The organism is Lentzea waywayandensis (assembly GCF_900115955.1).
In the GTDB taxonomy this organism is placed as follows: Bacteria; Actinomycetota; Actinomycetes; order Mycobacteriales; family Pseudonocardiaceae; genus Lentzea; species Lentzea waywayandensis.
Genome location: NZ_FOYL01000007.1, coordinates 266,880 through 289,877 on the forward strand (window position 1 = coordinate 266,880; position 22,998 = coordinate 289,877).

The following is a 22,998-nucleotide window of genomic DNA, read 5'->3' on the forward strand; positions in this document are numbered from 1 at the left end:
TAGCCGGTAACTACCGATCCATTAGCGCTGGTCCGCATCATTACCCACAACAAATCACACGCAAACATCGGAGATGAACATGTACCCCACCGTCACCGTGGAGCACTTGTCTTCCGTCACCACCGCCAAGGACGACTCCGACGACATGAAGATCTACCAGTTCGACCGTGAGGCCTCGATGGACTACTACGTCTTCACGTGGGCGAGCTGCAGCGGCGGCAGCTGCATCATCGGCAGCCGCTACACGAGCTACGACGAGGTTCTCGCGGCATGAGACCCGAACTGGCCGAACCCGGCGAACAGAGAATTGGGTTCAAACGCCATCTCCGACCACAGATCGTGCACGGTGAGGCCGTCTACCTCATCGGGGAGTCCGGGGTCACCGCGATCCAGGGCACCCACGTGGAGGCGCTGGCACCGTTGCTCGACGGCACCAGGGACATCACCGCCGTGCTGCGGGACCTTCCCGCCGGTCTGTCCGCCGATCTGGTGGAACGCATGCTCACGAGGCTCGCCGCGGCGGGCCTGATCGGCAGGCGGTGCGCGGAGGACGGTTCGGCCACGACAGAGGCCTCGCTCGCGTTCTGGGACGCGGCGGGTCTCGACCCCGCGGACGCGGTGGCGGCGACAACGACGTCGCTCGTCTCCGTCGTCGCGGTCGGCGACGTCGACCGCGACGGGCTGGTGGAAGCCTTGCGCCACAACGGACTGACGGTCGCCTCGGGGAGTGGTGACCTCACGGTCGTGCTGTGTGCGGACTACCTGGCTTCCGAGCTCCGCGACATCGACGCCGCGCACCGCGCGGCCGGCACGCCCTGGCTGCTGGTCAAGCCGGTCGGCGCGCAGGTGAGCGTGGGCCCCTTCTTCACCCCCGGCGACGGCCCCTGCTGGCGTTGCCTCGCCACCCGCCTGTCCGCCAACCGCAAGGCGGAGGCGCACGTCCGGGCACGCTGCGGGCAACGGGGCCCGGCCCCGCGTCCCGCCATCGGACTGCCGTCGCTGCGGGCGACGGCGCTGGAGATCGCGTCGGTCGAGACGGCCAAGTGGCTCGCGGGCATCCGTCACGAGACACAGCGGTCGATCTGGAACTACGACAGCCTGACGATGAAGGTCACGCAGCACGAGGTGCGGCACCGTCCGCAGTGCTCGGGCTGCGGAGACCCCGAAGTTGTCGCGCGCAGGACGTTCGAGCCGGTCGAACTCACCAGTCGCGTGAAGACCTCCTGCGACGGCGGCGGCCACCGGTCGTCGTCGCCGCAGGAGGTGCTCGACACCTACCGGCACCTCATCGGCCCGGTCACCGGGATCGTCCGGGAGATCCACCGCAACGATCGCGGTCCGGCGTTCTTCAACTCCTTCCAGTCCGGGGCCAACATCGCGGCCGCGGGCGAAGGGCTCGAAGGTCTGCGCTCCGCGTTGCGCGCGGACAGCGGAGGCAAGGGCGTGACGCCGCTCGACGCCGAGGTCGGCGCGTTGTGCGAGGCCGTGGAACGACGCAGCGGCGCGTTCGTCGGCGAGGAGGCACGCGTGAGCGGCAGCTACACCTCGCTCGGCGACCTCGCGATCCACCCGGACTCCGTGCAGCTCTACCACCCGCGTCAGTTCGAGAACCGCGACGGGTGGAACGCGGACCACTCGGCCTTCCAGCAGATCACCATGCCGTTCGACGACGACGAGGTGATGGACTGGACCCCGCTCTGGTCGCTGACCGAGCGGCGGCACAGGTTCCTGCCCACCGGCATGCTCTACTTCGGCGCCCCCTGTCCGCCGAGTGTCACCTCCAACTCCAACGGCTGCGCCGCCGGCAGCAGCGTGGAGGACGCGGTGTTGCAAGGGCTTCTGGAACTCGTCGAACGCGACGCGGTCGCCATCTGGTGGTACAACCGCACTCCAGCGCCGGGCATGGACCTGGACGCCTTCCACGACCCGTGGATCGACGAGCTCCGCGCGGTGCACGCGAGTCTCGGCCGCGAGGTGTGGCTGCTCGACGTCACCTCGGACCTGGGCGTGCCCGCGATGGTCGCGGTGTCCCGCCGCACCGGCGGGCCGCGCGAGGACATCATGTTCGGCTGCGGCGCGCACCTGGACCCCCGGGTCGCCGCCCGCCGGGCGCTCACCGAGCTGAACCAGTGCATGCCGATGGTCTGCGAGCCGATGGACATGTCCCTGTTCGACATCGACATGCGGCGCTGGTTCGAGACCGCCCGGCTGGCCGAGCAGACCTGGCTGGCGCCGGACCCGGACGAGCCGCTCCGCGACCCGTTCCACCACGGTTACACACATCGGCCTGATCTCGCCGACGACATCCGCGCGATCCAAGGCACCCTGGAAGCCAAGGGAATGGAGTTGCTGGTGCTCGACCAGACACGGCCCGACGTCGGTCTCCCGGTCGTCCGGGTGGTGGTACCGGGACTGCGCCACTTCTGGTCGAGATTCGCTCAAGGGCGGCTCTACGACGTACCTGTACAACTGGGTCGGCTGGCAGAACCTCGCCGGTACGAAGAGCTCAACCCGATCCCGTTGTTCATGTGATGAACGGGATGACCATCGCCCAGAGCGGAGGCGCCGTGTTGCGCACGCAGTCGCACGTTCCGGCAGGCAGGCCGCTGTGGTCGTTGCTGGAGGACGCCTTCGTGGACGAGGGCTCCGAGCACCTCACGGTGCACGGCAGATGGGGTGCGATCGAGATCGCCGACACCAGCCCGCTCGTGCGGGAGGCCTTGCACCGGATGAGCCTCGGCCCCGTGGCGCTGGAGAACATCTCGGCACTGCACGAGAACTTCGTGCGGTGGAAGACGGGGTCCGGGCCGTGCCTGATCTGGCGCAAGCTCAAGAACACGCTCGACCAGCTGGGCGGGTGCCTCGTGCCGTCGCTGGGGCTCAACGACGGCGCCGGCCCGATCCTGTCGCTGGTGGCGGTCGCCCGTGACGCGGTGTTCGCGTTGCCGCACATCGGTGACGACGAGGTCGTCACCATGCGGCGCGGCACCGGGATCGAGCGGCTGAACGGCGACCAGGCCCTGACCTGCCCCGGTCGCGCCTATCAGGTGATCCTGCACAGCGCGCCCGCCACTGAGATCGCGAAGTCCTTGCTGCACAACGAGAGCACGATCGACCAGCTCGCCGAGGCGTTGCAGGTGGAGAAGACGCTGGTCGCCGACGTGGTGGCCTACCTGGCGGGAGCCGATCTAGTCGCTGTGCAGAGGTGTTGAGCCGTCGTCATGTTGCTCCGATCGAGGATCGCAAAACGCGAGATTTCCCAGGAAGCGCCCGTATCATGGCCGCGTCCCGAACCTCGCGTGGGAGCCGCTGTGACGCAACGACAGGAACGCTCGTCGGTGTCCCGTCGTCTGGCGTACTTCGTCATCAGCGTGGTGTTCGCCAACTACCTGCTCGACAGCTTCCTCGACGTGGTGAAGGTCAGCGCGACGCCCGCCAGGATCGTGGGCTCCCTCGCCTGCCTGCTCGCGATCGGGTACCTGCAGCTGCGGGTCTTCAGCAGGCCTGGCGCGGACCTGCGTTCCGGCAGGGCGTACCTGGCGCTGGGCGCGATGGCGGCGCTGGTGTACGGCCCGTTGCTGTTCTTCCCGGTCGAGTGGACCGGGATGCACGGCTTCCTCGCCGGCAGCGTGCTGCTCGTGCTGCCGGGCCGGATCCGCTGGCTCGTGTACGGCGCGGTGGCGCTGAGCAACGGCCTGATTCAGGCGTGGAGCGTCCAGGACCTCTCCACCCAGGTCTACTACGTGATCGCGTCGCTGGTCTCGGGACTGGTCGTGTACGGCCTGTCCCGGCTGCCGTCGCAGGTGAAGCAGCTGGAGACCGTCCGCTCCGAACTGGCCTCGCTGGCGGTGTCGCAGGAGAGACTGCGGTTCGCTCGTGACCTGCACGACCTGCTCGGCTTCAGCCTGTCGGCCATCACGCTGAAGGTGGAGCTGGCACGCAAGCTGCTCGGTGCGCACACCGAGCGCGCGTTGCGGGAGCTGGCCGAGATCCTCGGAATCGCGCGCGAGGCCCTGGCCGACGTTCGCGCGGTGGCGTCGAGCTACCGCGAACTGTCGCTGACCGACGAGATCGAGTCGGCGCGATCCGTGCTGACGGCGGCCGGCGTCGCGGTGACCATCGAGACGGACCACCAGGAACTCTCGCCGCGGTCGAGGACCGTCCTCGCGACCGTGCTGCGCGAGGGCGTCACGAACCTCCTGCGGCACAGCGAGGCCACCCGCTGCACCATCACCATCTCGGGCGCCGGCTGCTCGGCGTCGATCGACATCGTCAACGACGGCGCCCCCGCCGAGGTCGACGCCGAGCGGGGCAGTGGCCTCACCAACCTCGCCACGCGCGCCACGGCCATCGGCGGCTCGCTGCTCGCCCAGACCTCGGCGGAGGGCACCTACCGCCTGCACGCCGAGGTTCCGGTCGAACCGGTGGCCGAAGAACCGGCGGCCGGACCGCAGCCCGCCGGCCAGCCGATGGCGACGCGATTCGCCAAGATGCTGTTCACGGTGCTGGTGGTCGGCTACGGGCTCATGTCGCTGTCGCAGGTGGCGTTCGACTACCCCCGCATCGGGCTGTCGGGGATGGCGGTCGCCGCGCTCGCGACCGTGGTCGAGCTGGGACTGGTGCTGGGCCTGGTCGGCCGCCCGCACGTCCGCCTGAACATGGCGAACACCCTCGCGGTGCTCGCCGTGATGGCCGGCTGCGTGTACGTGCCGGTGTGGATCTACGAGAACCCGCTCATCGCCGTGCCCGGCTTCCTGGCCGGGTCCGCGGCACTGCTGCTACCCCGCCCGTTCGGCTGGATGGCGTTCCTCGCGATCGGCACAGGGCAGTACTTCGTCTGGACCGCGACCGGCTTCACCGGCTCCTGGGTCGTCTACGGCCTCATCGCCGTGACGAACCACGGACTCGTGCTGTACGCGTTGACCCGGCTCCGGTCGATGGTGACCGAGTTGCACGAGGCACGGGAGGAGCTCGCGACGGCGGCGGTGGCCCAGGAGAGACTGCGATTCGCCCGCGACCTGCACGACCTGCTCGGTTACAGCCTCTCCGCGATCACGTTGAAGAGCGAGCTCACGCACCGGCTGGCGGTGATCGACCCCGACCGGGCCCGGCAGGAGCTCACCGAGGTGCTGGAGATCTCCCGGCAGGCCCTGGCGGACGTCCGGTCGGTTGCCCTGAGCTACCGCGAGCTGTCGTTCGACGAGGAGACCCAGTCCGCGCAGGCGTTGCTGTCCGCGGCGGACATCGAGGTCACGGTGCGGATCGACGCGTGCGACCAGCTGCCCAAGGAGGTGACGGTGACGCTCGCGACCGTGTTGCGCGAGGGCGTCACGAACCTCCTGCGGCACAGCAAGGCCGAGCACTGCGAGATCGTGCTCGCCAGCTCACGGCACCTGGTCACGATGGACATCGTGAACGACGGGATCCCCACCGTCGAGCGGAGGTCGCGTGACGGCAGCGGGATCGGCAACCTGACCACCCGCGTCCGCGCGCTCGGCGGCGATCTGCACGCCGGTCTCACGCCTGAGCACACCTACCGGCTGCGCGCCGAGATCCCGTTGCCGTTGAACTGAAAGCAGCGAAAAGGGGCCGCGTGAGAGATTCCCTCTCGCGCGGCCCTTTAGGTGAGCTCACAGCATCTCGATGACCGCGCAACCCCAGCTGTAGCCCGCGCCCACGCCGAACATCACGATCCGCTGGCCCGAGGTCGCCTTGCCGGTGTGCACCAGGTGGTCGAAGCTCGCGAACTGGTCGCCGGCGCCGAGGTGCCCGACCGTGCGGCTCCACTCCCACGTGGTGCGCGCCGGGTCGATGTCGTACGGACGCAGGTAGTTCACGTCCAGCCGGCGGCGGCCGAAGTGCGGCAGGATGATCCAGTCCGCGTCACCGATCTTCATGTCGGCGTCGGACAGCGCCTGCTCGACGGCGAGCGCCTGGCCCGCGTTGGCCTTGTTGATGCCGTAGGAGAGCCCGAACTCGCGGCTGAACGTGTGCTTGGCCTCCTCGAAGTCCACCGGGATGCGGTGCGAGAACGGCGCGAGGCCGAACGGCACGTCGCCGCGGTGCAACGGTTCGAGGTCGGAATCAGCATTGATGGCCAACGAAAGTAGCTTCGCGTAGCCGCCCCGAGTGGACAGCACGAGAGCCGACGCACCGTCGCCGTAGGGCGTTCCGGGGTCGGTCTTCCAGCGGTCGATTCCAGGCAGGCAGAAGCGATCTGAGGACGTCAGAAGGGCATCCCTGCCGGGACGGGCGATCAGGTAGGACACCGCGAGGTCCATGGCGGCCAGACCGCCGTTGGACATCTGCCGGATCTCCAGCGCCAGGCAGGAGTTCCTGACCGTCTCGCGCTGGATGTAGGAACCGACCGGCCACAGGTCCTGGCCCTGGTGGTAGGTGGTGGCGTGCAGGATCAGGTCGACGTCGTCGGGCTGCGATCCCGCCCGTGCCAACGCGACCCGTGCCGCCTCGACCGCCATCTCGGCCGCCGACTCGTGCGGGGACACGGACACGGACTCGACGTCCGTCCGCGAGACGAGCTTCGGCTCGCACTCCCCCGACGCGATCGCGTCCGCGACGTTCAGCGTCGAGGGCAGGCGCACGCCGCTGCCATTGACGAAAACATCCTTCACTCGCACCGCGGTCAGACCTCCTTCAGCGCGCGTGCGACGCGCACGACGCGTTCCGCCTGAATCTGGGCCGCCTGCAACGCGATCTCGTTGACCGGCAGGTTGTCCGCGCCCAGGACGTGTGAGGTGCCGTAGGGATTCAGATCTCCTCCCGGCGGCACGATGATCCCGCCGAAGTGGCAGACCATGTTGTAGATCGACACGAGCGTGGTCTCCATGCCTCCGTGCAGGCTGCCGCCGGAGGTGAACGCGCTGTACACCTTGTCGGCCAGCAGGCCGCTGAACCAGGCGGGCCCCAGCGTGTCGATGAACTGCTTGAGCTGCGCGGACACGTTGCCGAAGCGGGTCGGCGTGCCGAAGACGACGGCGTCGGCCCACAGCACGTCGTCGACCGACGCGACGGGGACGTCCGCGGTCTCCTCCAGATGCGCCGCCCAGGCGGGCCTGGACCGCCACGCCGCCTCGGGCGCCAGCTCCGCAGCCCGTACCAGCCGCACCTCGGCGCCGTGCTTCTCGGCCGTCTCGGAGATCTCCGTGGCGATCCGGTGAATCGTTCCCGTCGAGGAGTAGTACACGACTGTCACGTTGACGCTGCGTTCCATGACGCATCCCTTCGCGAGGCAGCTCGGTTCACCCTTGCCGGGCCGCCTTGATGTGGCGTGGAGCGCGACATGAACGTTGGGAGATATGGTGTCGCGCGGAGGGGCGCGATGATCAGGGTCTTGCTCGCGGAGGACATGCACATGGTGCGCGGTGCTCTCATCGCGCTGCTCAACCTCGAACCGGACATCGAGGTCGTGGCCGAGGTGAGCTCCGGCGACAAGATCGTGCCGGCCGCGCGCCAGCACGGTCCCGACGTCTGTGTGATCGACATCGACCTGCCGATCCTCGACGGGCTGAGCGCCGCGACGAAGATCCGCGAGACGTTGCCGCAGATCAGGACGTTGATGCTGACGTCGCTGGGCCGTCCGGGGACGTTGCGCAGGGCGTTGGCGGCCCGCGTGGACGGTTTTCTGCTCAAGGACGCGCCGCCGACGGAGCTCGCCGACGCGATCCGCCGCGTCGCCGCCGGGGAACGCGTCGTGGACAGCCAGCTGGCCCTGGCCGCGTGGGACCGCGGCGAGTGCCCGCTGACCGACCGCGAGCTGGAGGTTCTCCGGCTGGCGGCGAACGGTGCCGACGCGCCTGACATCGCTGTCGCGCTGTCTCTTTCGGTCGGCACGGTCCGCAACTACATGACGACGATCATGACCAAGCTGAACGGCCGCAACCGGGTGGACGCCATCCGCATCGCCGAGGAAGCCGGCTGGTTGTAGCGCGGACGGCGTTCCCAACTAGGCCGCCTTCTGCTGGCTGGCGCGCAGGTCGAAGCCCGGCCGGGCGACGATCTCCGGGGTGAGCGAGTTGCCGCCCTCCAGGATCCGGCGTCCCATCAGGAAGTCGATCGGCCGGTTGTAGGCCTCGATTCCAATCAACCTGTCATTCTTGAAGCAGAACACCGAGAACCTGCCCTCGGCCGGGTCGCCGACGGTGACCGTGCGGTCGTGGCCGTTGGTGAGGCCCGCGGTCTGCAGCTTCACGTCGTACTGGTCGCTCCAGAACCACGGCAGGGCGGTGTAGGGCTCCGCGCTGCCCATGATGGCCGCCGCGACCGTGGTGCCCTGGTCGGTGGCGTTCTGCACCGATTCCAGGCGGATCAGGCCGCCGGCGTGCGTGCTCGCGAACCGCGCGCAGTCGCCGAGCGCGTGGATGCGCGGGTCGACGGTGCGCAGGTGGGAGTCGACGAGGATGCCGTTGTCGACCGCGAGCCCGGCGCGCTGGGCGACCTCGGTGTTCGGGATGACGCCGATGCCCGCGACCACGAGGTCGGCGACGAGCACCGTGCCGTCCGTGAGCTCCACCAGGCCTTCCCTGACGGCGCCGACGCCCGTGCCGGTGAGGATCTGGACGCCTTCGCTGCGGTGGCGGTTGACGAGGTGCTGGGCCGTCTCCGCGGACACCGCCCGTTGCATCACCTGCCCCTGCGCCTCGACGACGGTCACCTCGTGGCGCAGTTTCCTGACCACGGCGGCGAACTCGAGGCCGATGAACCCTCCGCCGATGACGACGACGTCGAGCCCGATCTGGCCTTCGAGCCGCTGCCTGATCGCGTCCGCGTCGGCGACCGTGCGCAGGTTCAGCACGTGCTCGGCGCCGGGGATGGGCAACGGCCGGGGCCGCGCGCCCGTCGCGAACACCAGGTGGTCGTAGCTGATGGTGCGGGCACAGCCCAGCACCGCGACCCGTGCCTGACGGTCGACCCCGATCACCCGCTCGTTGCGGACGAGCTTGATGCCGTGGTCGTCGTAGTACGAGTCCTGCCTCAGGACCAGCCCGGCGAGGTCGGTCTCCCCCGCCAGGTAGGCCTTCGTGAGCGGAGGCCGCTGGTACGGCGCGGCCTGCTCGTCACCGATGAGCGTGATGGGGCCGCGGTGTCCCTGCTCGCGCAGGGACACCGCGACCTGGCAGCCCGCCTGCCCGGCCCCGACGACGACTACCGACTCTCCGCGCATGTCAGTAGTTGCCCAGCCCGCCGCAGACGTTGAGCGCCTGCGCGGTGATCGAGGACGCGGTGTCCGTGGTCAGGTACGTCACGAGACCGGCGACCTCTTCCGGCGTGCTGTACCGACCCAGCGGGATCTTGGCGTTGAACTTCTCGAGGACCTCTTCCTCGGAGACACCCCAGTGGTTCGCGTAGCCCTGGCGGACGCGGCCGGCCATGGGCGTCTCGACGTAGCCGGGGCACACCGCGTTGACGGTGATGCCGGACTTCGCGAGCTCGATGCCGACGGCCTTGCTGAACCCGACGACGCCGTGCTTGGACGCCGAGTAGGGCGCGGCGAACACGACGCCCTGCTTGCCGCCGGTGGAGGCGATGTTGATGATCCGGCCCCAGGACTGCTCGACCATCTTGCCGGTGCTCAAAACCTCTTTGGTGAACCGGAAGACACCGTTGAGGTTGGTGTCGATGACGTCCAGCCAGAGGTCCTCGTCCAGCTCGGCGGTGATGCCGCCACCACCACGACCCGCGTTGTTCACGAGGATCTCGATGGGACCGAAGACCTCGACGGCCTTCTGCACCGCGGTGCGGATGTCCTCTGTGGACGTCACGTCGGAGGCGGCGCCGTCGGCCTCGATGCCTTCTTCACGCAGCTGCTTCACCGTGGTCTGGACGTTCTCGGCGTTGCGGGCCACGACGAAGACCGCGTGCCCCTCCCTGCCGAGACTGCGGGCGACCTCGAGACCGATTCCGCTGGTGGCGCCCGTGACCAGGGCGACCCGTCGCTTGCTCATGCTTCTCTCCCTCAGAGTTGCTTCTCGGGCATGTGCACGACGAGCCCGTCCTGCTCCTCGGTCACGGGGATCTGGCAGCTCAGCCGGCTGTTCTCCTTGCGCTCGCAGGCGGTGAAGTAGAGAAGCTCGTCCTCCACCTGGTGCATCTGCGACAGCGGCTTGGTGTTCTCCGGGTCGACGTACACGTGGCACGTACCGCACGAGGCCCCACCACCGCACTGGGCGACGATTCCCTTGATGCCGTTGAGAACCGCGCCGCGCATCACGGAGTCGTTCTGGGCAACGTCGACAACGGTCTCGATGCCGTCGTGCGAAACGTAAGTGATCTTTGGCATGGCAGTTCTCCCACGGATCTGCGGCTCGCCGGACGTGGTTCACCTTGCCCAGCAGCGCTTTGCACGTGGTGGAGGCCACCTTGAGCGTTCATGGGCTTGCCGGAACGGCAAGTTCGCGTGCTCTCGCGCACTGGAGCGGCCGAAGATGTGGCCATGCCGTCGAGAACGCGCCGCCGTGACCAGCCACCGCCCAGGACGGGTGGCAGCGAGGCCGAGGTGCTGCGCGGGTTCCTCGACTACCTGCGCTCCTGCGTGTCCGCGAAGGTGGAGGGCGCACCGGAGCCGCAGGTCCGCACGGCCGCGGTGCCGTCGGGCACGAACCTGCTGGGGCTGCTCACCCACCTCACGTTCGTGGAACGGGCGACGTTCCTCGGCGAACGCGTCCGGGACTGGAAGGCCACGTTCCAGGCCTCGCCGCGGGACAGCGTCGCGGACGTCGTGGCCCGCTACCGGGAGACGGTCGAGAGAGTGAACGAGGTGCTCGACGACAGCGTCGTCGCGAGTGTGCGCTGGAAGCTCGTCCACATGATCGAGGAGACCGGCCGGCACGCGGGTCACGCGGACGTCCTCCGCGAACTGATCGACGGAACGACCGGGCGCTGAGGCCCGTGTTCCAGAGCCGTTCGAGCAGGTGTTGCGACTCTGCGGTGTCGGCGTACACCCACACGCGGAGGTTCCACCGTGCCCCTCAAGGAGTTCTACGACCAGCAGGTGAACTGGTCACCGCCGTTCGAGGACGGCCTTGAACGCGCGACGGTCGTCGTGCCACGCGACTATTCCGACCCGGACGGTCCCAAGCTCACCATCGCCCTCGCCCGTCTCAAGGCCACGAACCCGGCGCAGCGCCGCGGTGTCCTGCTGGCCGTCAACGGCGGGCCCGGTGGCGACGGCGGCGACGGCCTCGGGCTGATCAAGCGGCTCGGCAAGCGGGTGCGGACCGCCTACGACCTCATCGGGTTCGACCCGCGCGGGTACGGCGAGTCCACCAAGCTCTACAGCGAGGTGACGATTCCCAAGGCGCCCTTCGACTCCCGGCCGCCGGACTCGTTGTTCGAGCAGCTGGCCGAGGACATGCGGCTGCGCGAGCTGGGATGTGAGAAGGGCGGCGGCGACCTGCGCCCGCACATCACGACCCGCAACACCGCCCGTGACATGGACCTGATCCGGGTCGTGCTGGGCGAGGAGAAGATCTCGTTCGTCGGGTACGCGTACGGCACGTACGTCGGCGCCGTCTACGGCACGATGTTCCCGGAGAACCTCGACCGCACGGTCCTCGACTCGTGCATCAATCCACAGTGGACCTGGCGCGAGCAGTTCGTCACGCAGGCGGAGGCGGTCTACCGCAACGTCGCGCTGTGGGCGGACTGGACCGCGGAGCGCGACGGGCACTTCCACCTCGGCACGAGCTCCGAGCAGGTCATCGCGGAGATCGAGGCCGTCGTCGAGAAGCTCGAGGAGGGCGACCAGATCCAGCTCCGCACGCTGTTCGACGGCGCGGTGGGCACGCGGTCCACGGACCGGGCGCAGTGGGACTCGCTGGGCTACCTCATCGGCGACCTGCGCACCACGTTGCAGGACGCCAACTACGAGAAGGCGCGGGCGCTGATCGTCGGACAGGCCACGTGGCGGCCGCAGGACTCCGAGGGCGACCTGCGGGTCGGCGTGCTGGAGGCCATCACGCTGGAGACCTACTGGCCGCAGGACCTGGAGGTCTACTACGACGACGTCCGCAAGCACCGCGCCCAGCACCCGTACGGCTACGGCGTTCTGCGCGCCCAGCCGTGGGTCGGCGCGTTCCGGACGTTCGAAAGCCTGGAGCCGCCGACGAAGCTGGCGCAGCCGGGGTACCCCAAGGGTCTCGTGGTGCAGGCGGACGGCGACCCGATGGACCGCGTCGAGGGCGGCGTCGTGCTGGCCGAGCTGCTGGACCACCCGCTGGTCCTCATCGAGGACTCCGGCGACCACGAGGTGTACGCGTTGGCGGGCAACGAGGTTCTCGACGCCCTGGTCGACGACTACCTCGTCGACGGCGTGCTGCCGGCAGGAGCCCTCGTCACCGTCCCCGGTCACGTCAAGCGCCCGGACATCCCGAAAGACTGACGCACCAACACAAAGGGGCCCCGCACCGAAGTGCGGGGCCCCTGTCGCGTCTCAGTCCTCCGCGGGGATGTCCCAGGTGACCGGCAACTCCCAGAGGCCGTAGATCACGGCGCCTTCCTTGCGCGGGATCTCCAGGAACGGCTTGGCGAGCCGCAGCGACGGGATCCGCTGGAACAGCGTCGACCACACCAGCTGCATCTCCAGGCGCGCCAGGTCGGCACCGATGCAGTGGTGCAGGCCGTGCCCGAACCCGAGGTGCTTGCGGGTGCCGCGCTCCAGGATCAGCTTCTCCGGCTCCGGGAAGATCTCCGGGTCGCGGTTGCCGTTGAGGCCCAGGCACAGGATGCCGTCGCCGGCCTTGATGGTCTTGCCGCCGATCTCGATGTCCTCCAGCGCGACTCGCGGGATGGCGGTGTCACCGATGGTCGCGAGGCGCACGAGCTCCTCGACGGCCGGCTCGATCATGCCCTCCGGGTCGTCGAGCAGCAGCTTGAGCTGGTCCGGGTTCTCCAGCAGCGCGGCGGTGCCGAGCGACAGCATCGAGGCGGTGGTCTCGTGGCCGCCGTTCATCAGCAGGCGGATCATGTTGAACAGGTCGCGGCGCGTGTACTCCTCGCCGGACGCGGCGTACTCCGCCATCGCGCGGCTGAGGAGGTCCTCGCCGGGCTCCTTCTCCTTCAACGTGATCAGCTTGTCGACGTAGGCGTTGACCTCGACGATCGCGGCCTGACGCTGCTCGGGCGTCGAGTGGCCACCCAGCAGACAGGTGCCGTGCTCGATGAAGAAGTCGTGCTCGTCCTGCGGGATGCCGAGCAGCTCGCAGATGACCGTCATCGGCACGGCGAGGGAGAACTCGCGGTGGAAGTCGATCGGCGGCGTCATCGTCAGGATCTTGTCGATGTACTCGTCGACGATCTCCTGGATGCGCGGGCGCAGCCGCTTCACCTGGCGGTTGGTGAACGTCACGGCCGCCTTGCGCCGGGTCTTGGTGTGCTCCGGGTTGTCGTAGCCGATGAACGACGTCTCGGTGCGGAACTCCGGCGGCGCGATGAAGTAGAACGGGAAGTTGTCGTGCTTGCGCGACGCGCTGATCCGCGGGTCCGTCAGGAGCTGCTTGATGGTGTGGTAGCCGCTGATCGTCCAGATCCGCAGCCCGGAACCGGTCAGCGTCACCTCGACGACGTCTTCCTCGGCCATCTCGGTGTACTGCGCGGGCGGGGTGAACGGGCATGTGCGCTTGTACGGGAACGTGTCCACACCTGGCTCGGTGGCGCTGCTGGTCATCTGCGTCTTCCTCCTAGTCGAAAAGTTGGCTCACGCCAGATCAGCGCCGCCATCGAGCGTGATGACTTGACCGGTGACCCACGAGCTCGCGGGCTCGGCGAAGCGGGTGATCCACGGAACGACGTCGTCGACCTCGCCGGTGCGCCCCAGGGGCGTCTGCGAGGCCTGGAAGCCGAAGTAGCCCTCGACCTCCTCGGGGCTCAAACCGTTGGCCGAGTAGACCTCCGTGCGCACCGCGGCGGGCGCGACCGCGTTGACGCGGATGCCCTGCGGGGCCAGTTCGAGGGCCCAGCTGCGAACCAGGCTGTCCACGGCCGCCTTGCTGGCGCCGTACACGCCACCGCCCGGCACCGCGATGTGCCCGGCGTTGCTGGAGACGAACACGATGCTGCCGCCGGGCGAAGTCAGCTGCGGCAGCAGCTTGGCGGTCAGCACCAGCGGGCCGACCAGGTTGGTCTCCAGCACGTCGCGCGCGGTGGCGAGGTCGAACCCGGCGACCGGCGTGAAGCGGAAGATGCCGGCGTTGTGCACGAGCACGTCCACCTTGCCGCCGCCCAGTTTCACGGCGTCGGCGACCTTCTGCGCGCCTTCGTCCGTCGTCACGTCCGCGACGACCGCGGTGATCGCGGGGTGCAGGGCGACGACCTCGGTGAGCCGGTTCTCCCGGCGGCCGGTGATGATCACGTTCGCGGCGCCGAGGTCGGCGAACGCCAGCGCCGCCGCGCGGCCGATGCCGGTTCCCCCACCCGTCACGACGACCTGCTGTCCGGCAAATGGTGCGTCCGACATGACGCCTCCAGCTTCTTTCCACTCGGTAGGGCAGTCAGCGACAACCCTGCTCGGTGAACCTTGAGTCCAGGTCTAGCTGGGACGGAAACCCTGGGGAGCATGGGAACTCTTGCGGTGGGCAGGTGGCGCGCCCGAGTCGGCAGACCCGGTGGCCACACGGAGAGCGAGTTCGAGTTCGCGCGCGACGGCACAGCGATGCTGGTCGTGGGCGGCACGGGATCCGGAACGTGGACCCAGACGGGGCCCGACACGTTCAGCTACCGGATCAACGAGGAACTGACCGAGGCACCAGGCACGATCGAGATCGCCCAGGACGCCGTGCTGCGCGGCGACGAGTTCGTCAGCAACGGCAACGCGGTGGTGCGCCTCGCGAACGGCACCACAGCAAGGGAAGCCGCGATCCAGATCACGGCGCAAAGACTGGGTTAGCACCTCGAAGGGGGCGCCAGTCAAGGCGCCCCCTTCTCCACAAGCGCGCGTCAGGAGATCTTGACCGTCACGTTGCCGGTGTACTTGCCGGCCAACAACGACAGCAACGCCTGCGGCGCGGTCTTGACCCCGCCCTCCACGATGGTGTGCGGGAAGACGAACTTCCCCTCCTGCAACCACTGTCCGAAGTGGACGACCCAGTCCTGGATCTGCTCCGGCAGGTGGTAGCAGGCGAACGGGCGGATCTCCAGGTGCTTGGTGATCGCCGTCATCAGGTCGATGCGCGGGTGCTCGGCCTTGCCGTCGACCTGGTTGGCCAGCGCGCCGCACAACGCGAACCGGGCGTGCGGACGGGCCGCCTGGAGCGCGGCCTCGAACTGTTCGCCACCGACGTTGTCGAAGAACACGCTGATGCCGTCCGGAGCCAGCTCGCGCAGCCGGTCGCTCACCGGGCCGTCCTTGTAGTTGAACGCGGCGTCGAAGCCGAGCTCGTTCACCAGCCAGTCGACCTTCTCCTGGCTGCCGGCCGAACCGATCACCTTGGCGCCACGGGCCTTCGCGATCTGCCCGGCCAGCGACCCGACACCACCGGCGGCACCGGTGACGAACACGACGTCGCCCTCACCGGCCTGCGCGATGGTCGCCATGCCGTAGTAGGCCGTCGGTCCCTGCGACAGGAAGTAGACCGGTGACGGCACGTAGTGCGGGTTCTGCTTGATGAACTGCTGCGCCGGACCGACCCAGTACTCCTGCCACGGGCCGAACGACTGCACGAGATCGCCGACCTCCAGGTCGGGGCTGTTCGACTTCACGACGGTGCCGACACCACCGCCACCCGCGGGGTCGCCGACCTTCCACGGCGGCACGCCGGGAATCTGGCAGTCGGACCTCATGAACTCCTTGAAGGCGGCGGCCACCGACACGTAGTCGACGCGCACCAACACCTCACCGTCACCGGGCTCGGGGACGGCCACCTCGACGACGTCGAAGTGCTCGAGGGTCAGGTCGTCCTCGACGTGCTTGGCGAGCCTGACCTCCCACTGCTTCTCGGGGATGCTCATGGCTCTCCTTCTATCTATCCCCAGGTGACGGGGAGACTGACCAGTGAGTGATTGATTTCGCCCTGGTGCCACAACAGGTCCTCGTAGGGCACCGCGAGCCGAAGGTCCGGGAACCGGCGGGTCAGACCTTCGATGGCGATCGCCATCTCCATGCGCCCCAGCTGCTTGCCGAGGCAGTAGTGCACGCCGTGCCCGAACGCGATGTGCGGGTTCGAGGCCCGGTCGATGTCCAGCTGCCGCGGGTTCTCGAAGACGTCCTCGTCGCGGTTGGCCGACGACAGCACGAAGAACACCGCGTCGCCCTTGGCGATCTTCTGCCCGCCGAGCTCCAGGTCCTCCGCCGCGATGCGGTGGAAACCCGTGGTGTCGGTGGCGAAGAGGTTGACGTGCCTGAGCAACTCCTCGACCGCGGCCGGAATCAGCGACGGGTCGGCGACGAGCCGCTGCCACGTGTCCGGGTGGTCGTGCAGCAACGCCAGCACGGAGTTGGAGATCTGGTTCGCGGCGGTGTCGAAGCCGGCGCCGATGAGGGTGAACGCGAACGTCACCAGCTCCTGCTCGCTCAGCTTGTCGCCGTTGTCCCGCGCGGAGATCAGGTCGGACAGCATGTCCTGGCCGGGCTTCTCGCGCTTCTGCGCGATCAGGCCCATGACGTACCCGGCGAGCCTGCCGAACGCCCGCATCGGCGCCTCGGGGTCGTTCTCGTCGAACGTCGCGAACGCCCGCGCGTCGGTCTCGAAGATCTTCAGGTCCTCGGTCGGCACGCCGAGCAGGTCGCCGATGATCGTCAGCGGCAGCGGAACGCACAGCGCCTCAACGAGGTTGACCGGCGCGCCCTTGAGCTCGATCGCGTCCAGCAGCTCGTCGGCCACCTTCTGCACGCCCGCGCGCATCGCCTCGACCTTGCGGACGGTGAACGCGCCCATCACCAGCTTGCGCAGCCGGGAGTGCTCCGAGCCGTCCAGCGAGATGATCATCTCGGGCGTGGTGGTCATGGCGCCGCCGACCTGGGGAGCACCTTCGACGCACGTCAACGCGCGGCTCAGCCTGGAGTCGGCGAGCCCGGCGCGGACGTCCTCGTACTTGGTGATCACCCAGGTCGGCGTGCCGGAGTTGGTCGGCACCTTGGCCACCGGGCACTCGGCGCGCAGCTTGTCGTACTTGGGGTCCGGGCCGCGGTAGGAGGAACCGCTGAACGGGAACTCCTCGTCCAGTTCAAGGGGCAGCACGGGAACACCTCCGGGGGGGTTACTTCGGCCTGGCCTCGCGCCGAAGAGTGCTACTCCCACCTCGAAGTCGGCTCGAAACCTGAATGTCGACCGGGATTTGAGCCCCCGTACCTACCTTCGCGCCATGGACACTGCACTCGTGCCGTTCCGGGTCGAGGTTCCCGACTCCGAACTGGCGGACCTCACACGGCGGCTGGCAGCGACCAGGTGGCCGGACGCGGAGACCGTGGACGACTGGTCGCAGGGCATGCCGCTGGCCTATGCCAAGGACCTGGCCGAGTACTGGGCCAACGTCTACGACTGGCGTGCCACCGAGGCGAAGCTGAACGCCATCCCCCAGTTCAAGACGGAGATCGACGGCGTCGGGATCCACTTCCTGCACGCGCGCTCCCCGCACCCGCAGGCGAAGCCGTTGCTGCTCACGCACGGCTGGCCGGGTTCGGTCGCGGAGTTCCTCGACGTCATCGAGCCGCTGACCAACCCGCCGGACCCGGCCGACGCCTTCCACGTCGTCGCGCCCTCGTTGCCCGGCTACGGTTTCAGCGACAAGCCGACCGGAACCGGCTGGACGCTGGAACGCATCGCCGCGTCGTTCGTCACGCTGATGGGCCGCATCGGCTACGACAGGTTCTACGCGCACGGCAACGACTGGGGCTCGTTCATCACGGGCATCCTCGGCCACATCGCGCCGGACCACGTCGAGGCCATCCACCTCGTCATGCCGTTCGCCTCCGCACCCGAGGCCGAAGTCCAGCTGACCCAAGAGGACTACAAGGGTCTCGGCGCGCTCAAGGAGTTCGCCGCCAAGGAGTCCGCGTACGCGGCGGTCATGAACACCAAGCCGCAGTCGCTCGCCTACGGCCTCACCGACTCCCCCATCGGCCAGCTGGGCTGGGCGGGCGAGAAGTACTGGTCGTGGAGTGACCACGACGGTGACGCGGAGAAGATCATCTCGCGCGACCGGATCCTCGACATGGTCTCGGTGTGCTGGTTCACCGCCACGGCCGCGTCGTCGGGCCGGTTGTACTGGGAGAGCTACAACAAGTCCCCGCTCACTCAGGTCGGTGTGCCGACCGGGTTCTCGGTGTTCCCGGCCGACGCGCGGATGCCCAAGGCGTGGGCCGAGCACCGGTTCACCGACCTGCGCTACTGGCGGGAAATGCCGTCCGGTGGCCACTTCCCCGCGCTGGAGAACCCGGTCGTGCTCGTCGAGGAGCTGCGGACGTTCTTCCGCCTGGTGCGCTCATGACGGCCACTCTCGACAAGCCGGGCACCAAACTCGGCCTGGTGCTGGCCGTGTGCTGCCTGGCGCAGTTCATGAACGTGCTGGACGCGTCGGTCATGAACGTCGCCCTGCCGTCGATCTTCGAGGACCTGAGGTTCGAGCGGCACGACCTCCAGTGGGTCAACAGCGCGTACACGATCGCGGTGTGCGGCTTCCTGCTGCTGGGCGGCCGGCTCGCCGACCTGTTCGGGCAGCGCCGGGTGTTCCTCTTCGGCGCGGCCCTGTTCACGGTCGCGAGCGCGGTCGGTGGCATGGCGACCTCGCCCGGCACCCTGATCGCGGCCCGCGGCTTCCAGGGCCTGGGCGCGGCCGTGATGGCACCGGCGTCGCTCACCGTCCTCGGCACCACGTTCCGCGATCCCACCGCCCGCGCCAAGGCTTTCGGCTGGTGGAGCGCGGTGTCCGGCACGGGCGGGGCGGTCGGCGTGCTGCTCGGCGGCATCGTCACCGAGTCGCTCGGCTGGCGCTGGGTGCTGCTGATCAACGTGCCGCTCGGCATCGCGTTGGTCGCCATGATCCGCGGCGCCGTGCCCGAGACGCCGAGCAACGGCGGCCGCAAGGCCCTCGACGTCCCCGGCGCGTTCACCGTGACGATCGGCCTGATGGCGCTGGTCTACGGCATCGCGCAGTCGCACGAGCTCGGCTGGGGTTCCTGGCAGGTCGCCGGATCGCTCTCGCTGGCGGTGATCCTGTTCGCGTTCTTCCTGCGCCAGCAGACGGTGTCCGCGCACCCGTTGATGCCGCTCGGCATCTTCCGCAACCGCGCGGTGACCGCGACGAACATCGTGGCGTTCTTCGCGATCGCCGCCCTGTTCAGCACCTTCTACTTCCTCACCCTGGTGCTCCAGCAGGTGATGGGCTTCAGCGCGCTCCAGACCGGCCTTGGCTACCTGCCGCTGTCGATCGGCATCGCGCTGGGCGGCTTCGGCGTGGCGCGGATCGTGCCGAAGATCGGTCCGCGACCGGTGCTGATCGCCGGGCTGCTCACCGCGACCGTCGGCCTGCTCTGGGTGTCCACAGCGGACGAGACGTCGACGTTCCTGGGCACGATCCTCATCCCGACCACGTTGCTGGGACTGGGAATGGGCGCTGTTCTCAACGCCACCACCAACGCCGCGACGTCCGGTGTGCCGCGCGAACAGGCGGGTCTCGCGTCCGGTCTGCTCAACACGATCCGCCAGATGGGCAGCGCGATCGGCCTGGTCGTCCTCGCGACGATGTCGTCGGCCCGCGCGGACTCCCTGCTGGCCCAGGGGGAACCGTTGCGGCACTCGCTCGGTTCCGGATTCGGGCTGGCGTTGTTCGGGGCCGGCGTCTTCACCTTCTGTGGCGCGCTGGCCGCGCTCGCCGTGCCCCGCAAGAAGTAGTCCGCACGGCAAAAGGCCCGCTCGGAGCTCCGAGCGGGCCTTTTCGCGTTCAGAAACCCTTGCCGTGCAGGTCGACCGGCAGCGCGACGAGCCGGTGGTTCATGTCGGCCTTCTGCCACTCCAGCTCCTCCTCCGCGACGGCGAGCCGCGCGGCCGGGAAGCGCCGGGTCAGTTCCTCGAACGCGGTGGTCAGCTCGATGCGCGCGAGCGGGGCGCCGAGACAGCGGTGAATCCCGTACCCGAACGCGAGATGCGCGTTGTCGGTCCGCGCGAAGTCGAGCGCGTCGGGATCGATGAACAGCGTCTCGTCGCGGTTCGCCGAGTTGGTCGACACGAACACCGCGTCACCCTTGGGGATCGTCACGCCGAACAACAGCACGTCCTCGGTGGCGATCCGCGGCAGACCGGTCGTGTCGTTGGTGGACAACGTGATCCAGCGCAGCAGTTCCTCGACCGCCGCCGGCACCTCCTCCGGCCGCTCCCCCAGCCGCACCCACACGTCGCGGTGATGTCCCAGCAACGTCAGGACCGAACTGGCCAGGTGACAGGCCGTGGAGTCGCCACCGGCGCCGAGCAACGTGTATCCGAGGCCGATGAGTTCGCCGACCTCCAGCTTGTCGTCGCCGATCCGCGCCTCGGTCAGCGCCGACAGCACGTCGTCACCGGGCGCGGCCATCTTCCCGAACACCAGCGCGGCCATGAACTCGCCGAGCTGCTCGCCCGCCGCGGCCGCCAGCTCCGGCGCGTCGACGGCGGCGAACTCCCGGATCAGTCGTGCGAACGTGTCGCGGTCGCCGGCGGGCACACCCAACAGGTCGCTGATCGCGATGATGGCCAGGGGGAACGTGAACCTGCCGAGCAGGTCGACCGGTCCCTCCAGGGCTTCGGAGTCCGCCTGGTCCAGCAACTCTGTCACGAGCTGCTGGATTCTCGGTCGCATGGATTCGATCCGGTCGACCGAGAACGCCTGCGACACGAGGTCGCGCAGCCGGGTGTGGGCGGGCGGGTCGAGCGAGATGATCATTCCGGGCGGTGCCTGGAACAGTCCGGGAAAGGTCGGCGCCGTCGGTTCGTAGGACGCCGCACGGGAGAAACGGACGTCGTCGAGCACCACGCGGACCGAGTCCTGCGTGGTCGCGATCCAGCAATGACCGCCGCCGTTCGCGGGCAGGCGCACGACAGGACTCGACGCGCGGAACCCGGCGAACTCCGGCGCCGGACCGCGGTAACTGGATCCGGGAACGGGAAAGGAAACCACCGTGCGCTCCTAGCGGCTCTGGGGAATGTTTTCGCAGGTTAGGAGCCCTGACCTGAAGCACGGTCTAGTGCCGTTCGAGTGACCGCGTGGACGCTGAGCGTGATCAGCCATCCAGGCGAACCCCCAATTCGGGAGATCCACATGACCATCCTCGTCACCGGGGCGCGCGGCAACGTCGGCCGTCGCGTGCTCCAGCGGCTCTACGCGGCGGGTCACAGCCTCCGCGCGTCCGGCCGAAATCCCGCGGAACTCGACGTGCCCGAGGGCGTGGAGACAGTCGCGCTCGACCTCAACGACCCGGAGACGTTCGTCGCGGCCCTCGCCGGTGTCTCCAAGGTGCTGCTCTACGCCGAGCCGGACGGCATCGTGAAGTTCCTCGACGAGGCCGAGAAGGCCGGCGTCGAGCAGATCGTGCTGCTGTCGTCGAACACCGTGGGCCTGCCGGGCGCCGACCAGGACCCGTTGGCACACCACCACTTGCTCGTCGAGGAGGCCGTGATCACCTCCGGCCTGAGCTACACCATCCTGCGGCCCGGCGCTTTCATGAGCAACGCGTTCGGCTGGAGCTACTCGCTTCAGGCGGGCGACACGATCGACCAGGTCTTCCCCGAGGCGCAGGTGGCCCCGGTGCACGAGGACGACATCGCTGACGTGGCGGTCATCGCGCTCACCGAGAAGAAGCTCCAGGACGAGATCGTCGACCTCACCGGCCCGGAGTCGCTGACGTTCCGCCAGGAACTGGAGATCGTCGGTGCCGTGCTCGGCCGCAAGCTCGTGATCAACGGCCTGACCCGCGAGGAGGGAGAGGCGCAGATGAGCAACTTCGTGCCGCCGCCCGTCCTGACCTCACTGCTCAACCAGTGGGAGGCCGCGGTCGGCGTCGTCGCGGACACCAGCGCCACGGCCGAGCGGATCACCGGCAAGCCGGCCCGCACGTTCCGCCAGTGGGTCGAAGAGCACGCCTCGTTCCTGGTGTGACTGCCCACGGGCCGGAGTCGGGATGAGGGCGGCGGACCCGTCCCGGCTCCGTCCGTGCGCGGGTACTACACGCGAGTCATCGTGAACGTGATGTTCGAGGTGCCCAGGTTCATGCCGTCCGCGAGGAAGAACGTGGACGGGCCGGAGCTGGTGAAGTTGTCCGGTCCACTTTGGACGGCGTCCTGGTCGAAGTCGACGTAGGCGAAGTAGGCGCCGTTCTCGTCGTAGACCTTCTCACCGCGGAACTTGTAGTGGAACTTGTTGACACCGGTCGACCACCAGGTGCCCTGGGTGGTCGTGTTCTGCTCGTTGGTGACGAACACCTTGCCGTTGGCCTTGAACTGGAGCTTGGTCGGGTGGTCACCGTCCGTCCGGGTCACGTACCCCGTCCAGTTGCCCACCGGTGTGCAGGTCGCGTTCGCCGCGGTCGCCATACCCGTTAACGCGAGCAGGACCACGGCTGTGATCGCTCCTGTGCGGGCGAAGAAGGCCGAACGTTTCGGAGTGAACGTCTGCATCTGTGTGGCTCCCAATCCCGGTTGCGTGCGACGGACGCGCGCAACCGTCGGCGACAGCCCTCGACGCACACTTCAGAACGGCTCGAACGCGCGGTTTTCCGCTGCGGCACAAGCTCATCTCGACTCGGGTAACGCAAAGTTTTCGTTACTCATGAGCTGACAGGGAGGACGCCGTGGCCGAACGGGAGACAGAGCTCTGCGAGCTGTTCGGGGAGGTGCTCGGGGTACCGGGGATCGAACCGGAGGACCACTTCTTCGACCTGGGAGGACATTCGCTGCTGGCATCGAAGCTGGTCAAGCAGGTCCACGAGCGATACGGCGTCCGCGTCCCGTTGCGCAGCTTCTACGAGGACCCGACGGCGCGCGCCGTCGCCAAGCAGCTGGACCAGGCAGCCTAGGAGTT

The 22,998-nt window shown here is 68.5% G+C and carries 23 protein-coding genes; 12 read left to right on the forward strand and 11 right to left on the reverse strand.

From position 1 onward, the window contains the following. Positions 1-79 precede the first annotated feature (79 nt). From BM417_RS26755 to BM417_RS26770, 4 genes are all read left to right on the forward strand, one after another. Positions 80-274 (forward strand): hypothetical protein, encoded by a 195-nt coding sequence (locus BM417_RS26755; protein ID WP_093600038.1) that lies wholly within the window; start codon positions 80-82, stop codon positions 272-274. Continuing rightward, positions 271-2,532, forward strand: coding sequence for a TOMM precursor leader peptide-binding protein (locus BM417_RS26760; RefSeq protein ID WP_093600041.1), 2,262 nt, complete (start codon positions 271-273; stop codon positions 2,530-2,532). The genes BM417_RS26755 and BM417_RS26760 overlap by 4 nt, the downstream gene beginning before the upstream one ends. A gap of 8 nt (positions 2,533-2,540) precedes the next feature. Then, positions 2,541-3,212 (forward strand): hypothetical protein, encoded by a 672-nt coding sequence (locus BM417_RS26765; protein ID WP_143138808.1) that lies wholly within the window; start codon positions 2,541-2,543, stop codon positions 3,210-3,212. A 99-nt stretch (positions 3,213-3,311) separates the two neighbouring features. Next, the gene (locus BM417_RS26770; protein WP_093600047.1) at positions 3,312-5,573 is read left to right on the forward strand and encodes a sensor histidine kinase; all 2,262 of its coding nucleotides are present in this window, start codon (positions 3,312-3,314) and stop codon (positions 5,571-5,573) included. 57 nt (positions 5,574-5,630) lie between these two features. Here BM417_RS26770 and BM417_RS26775 read toward each other — a convergent pair whose 3' ends face one another. Together BM417_RS26775 and BM417_RS26780 are read right to left on the reverse strand one after the other, a co-directional pair. Next, positions 5,631-6,638, reverse strand: a complete 1,008-nt coding sequence (locus BM417_RS26775) for a ketoacyl-ACP synthase III family protein (RefSeq protein ID WP_093600050.1) — start codon at positions 6,636-6,638, stop codon at positions 5,631-5,633. Between the two features lie 5 nt (positions 6,639-6,643). Further along, positions 6,644-7,231 carry a flavodoxin family protein gene (locus BM417_RS26780; protein WP_093600053.1) on the reverse strand — a complete coding sequence of 196 codons (588 nt, stop codon included), beginning with the start codon at positions 7,229-7,231 and terminating at the stop codon, positions 6,644-6,646. 108 nt (positions 7,232-7,339) lie between these two features. On the opposite strand from BM417_RS26780, the gene BM417_RS26785 reads away from it, so the two are divergent. Continuing rightward, positions 7,340-7,945: a response regulator transcription factor gene (locus BM417_RS26785; protein WP_093600056.1), complete on the forward strand. Its 606-nt coding sequence runs from the start codon at positions 7,340-7,342 to the stop codon at positions 7,943-7,945. Between the two features lie 18 nt (positions 7,946-7,963). On the opposite strand, the gene BM417_RS26790 is transcribed toward BM417_RS26785, so the two are convergent. From BM417_RS26790 to BM417_RS26800, 3 genes are read right to left on the reverse strand one after another with little or no spacing between them, the layout of a single operon-like run. Beyond that, complete coding sequence (locus tag BM417_RS26790; protein WP_093600059.1) at positions 7,964-9,181, reverse strand: NAD(P)/FAD-dependent oxidoreductase; 1,218 nt, start codon at positions 9,179-9,181, stop codon at positions 7,964-7,966. Position 9,182: 1 nt separating this feature from the next. After that, positions 9,183-9,962: an SDR family NAD(P)-dependent oxidoreductase gene (locus BM417_RS26795; RefSeq protein ID WP_093600062.1), complete on the reverse strand. Its 780-nt coding sequence runs from the start codon at positions 9,960-9,962 to the stop codon at positions 9,183-9,185. A gap of 11 nt (positions 9,963-9,973) precedes the next feature. Beyond that, positions 9,974-10,297, reverse strand: a complete 324-nt coding sequence (locus BM417_RS26800) for a 2Fe-2S iron-sulfur cluster-binding protein (RefSeq protein WP_093600065.1) — start codon at positions 10,295-10,297, stop codon at positions 9,974-9,976. Between the two features lie 153 nt (positions 10,298-10,450). Here BM417_RS26800 and BM417_RS26805 point away from each other — a divergent pair, with 153 nt between their 5' ends. Both BM417_RS26805 and BM417_RS26810 read left to right on the forward strand, forming a co-directional pair. Further along, positions 10,451-10,900, forward strand: coding sequence for a DinB family protein (locus BM417_RS26805; protein WP_093600068.1), 450 nt, complete (start codon positions 10,451-10,453; stop codon positions 10,898-10,900). A gap of 78 nt (positions 10,901-10,978) precedes the next feature. Continuing rightward, positions 10,979-12,397 carry an alpha/beta fold hydrolase gene (locus BM417_RS26810; protein WP_177320617.1) on the forward strand — a complete coding sequence of 473 codons (1,419 nt, stop codon included), beginning with the start codon at positions 10,979-10,981 and terminating at the stop codon, positions 12,395-12,397. Positions 12,398-12,448: 51 nt separating this feature from the next. On the opposite strand, the gene BM417_RS26815 is transcribed toward BM417_RS26810, so the two are convergent. After that, entirely contained in the window at positions 12,449-13,681 is a 1,233-nt protein-coding gene (locus BM417_RS26815; protein ID WP_030474562.1) for a cytochrome P450, read from the reverse strand. 30 nt (positions 13,682-13,711) lie between these two features. Then, a complete protein-coding gene (locus BM417_RS26820) occupies positions 13,712-14,470 on the reverse strand; it encodes an SDR family NAD(P)-dependent oxidoreductase (protein ID WP_093600074.1) in 759 nt (252 codons plus the stop codon). A gap of 99 nt (positions 14,471-14,569) precedes the next feature. Here BM417_RS26820 and BM417_RS26825 point away from each other — a divergent pair, with 99 nt between their 5' ends. Then, on the forward strand, positions 14,570-14,899 hold the full coding sequence (locus BM417_RS26825; RefSeq protein WP_143138810.1) for a hypothetical protein: 330 nt from the start codon (positions 14,570-14,572) through the stop codon (positions 14,897-14,899). A gap of 50 nt (positions 14,900-14,949) precedes the next feature. Here the strand turns inward: BM417_RS26825 and BM417_RS26830 are convergent, their stop codons facing one another. Together BM417_RS26830 and BM417_RS26835 are read right to left on the reverse strand one after the other, a co-directional pair. Then, on the reverse strand, positions 14,950-15,960 hold the full coding sequence (locus BM417_RS26830) for an MDR family NADP-dependent oxidoreductase (protein WP_093600080.1): 1,011 nt from the start codon (positions 15,958-15,960) through the stop codon (positions 14,950-14,952). Positions 15,961-15,974: 14 nt separating this feature from the next. Then, positions 15,975-17,189 (reverse strand): cytochrome P450, encoded by a 1,215-nt coding sequence (locus BM417_RS26835; RefSeq protein WP_093600083.1) that lies wholly within the window; start codon positions 17,187-17,189, stop codon positions 15,975-15,977. Between the two features lie 124 nt (positions 17,190-17,313). On the opposite strand from BM417_RS26835, the gene BM417_RS26840 reads away from it, so the two are divergent. Together BM417_RS26840 and BM417_RS26845 are read left to right on the forward strand one after the other, a co-directional pair. Continuing rightward, a complete protein-coding gene (locus BM417_RS26840) occupies positions 17,314-18,438 on the forward strand; it encodes an epoxide hydrolase family protein (RefSeq protein WP_093600086.1) in 1,125 nt (374 codons plus the stop codon). After that, positions 18,435-19,841 (forward strand): MFS transporter, encoded by a 1,407-nt coding sequence (locus BM417_RS26845; RefSeq protein ID WP_093600089.1) that lies wholly within the window; start codon positions 18,435-18,437, stop codon positions 19,839-19,841. Before BM417_RS26840 ends, BM417_RS26845 begins: the two co-directional genes overlap by 4 nt. A 49-nt stretch (positions 19,842-19,890) precedes the next feature. On the opposite strand, the gene BM417_RS26850 is transcribed toward BM417_RS26845, so the two are convergent. After that, complete coding sequence (locus BM417_RS26850) at positions 19,891-21,099, reverse strand: cytochrome P450 (protein WP_093600092.1); 1,209 nt, start codon at positions 21,097-21,099, stop codon at positions 19,891-19,893. Between the two features lie 141 nt (positions 21,100-21,240). Here BM417_RS26850 and BM417_RS26855 point away from each other — a divergent pair, with 141 nt between their 5' ends. Then, positions 21,241-22,077: an NAD(P)H-binding protein gene (locus BM417_RS26855; RefSeq protein WP_093600095.1), complete on the forward strand. Its 837-nt coding sequence runs from the start codon at positions 21,241-21,243 to the stop codon at positions 22,075-22,077. A gap of 65 nt (positions 22,078-22,142) precedes the next feature. Here the strand turns inward: BM417_RS26855 and BM417_RS26860 are convergent, their stop codons facing one another. Continuing rightward, a complete protein-coding gene (locus tag BM417_RS26860; protein ID WP_143138811.1) occupies positions 22,143-22,595 on the reverse strand; it encodes a hypothetical protein in 453 nt (150 codons plus the stop codon). Positions 22,596-22,768: 173 nt separating this feature from the next. Here BM417_RS26860 and BM417_RS26865 point away from each other — a divergent pair, with 173 nt between their 5' ends. Then, complete coding sequence (locus tag BM417_RS26865) at positions 22,769-22,993, forward strand: acyl carrier protein (RefSeq protein WP_093600101.1); 225 nt, start codon at positions 22,769-22,771, stop codon at positions 22,991-22,993. Positions 22,994-22,998 lie beyond the last annotated feature (5 nt).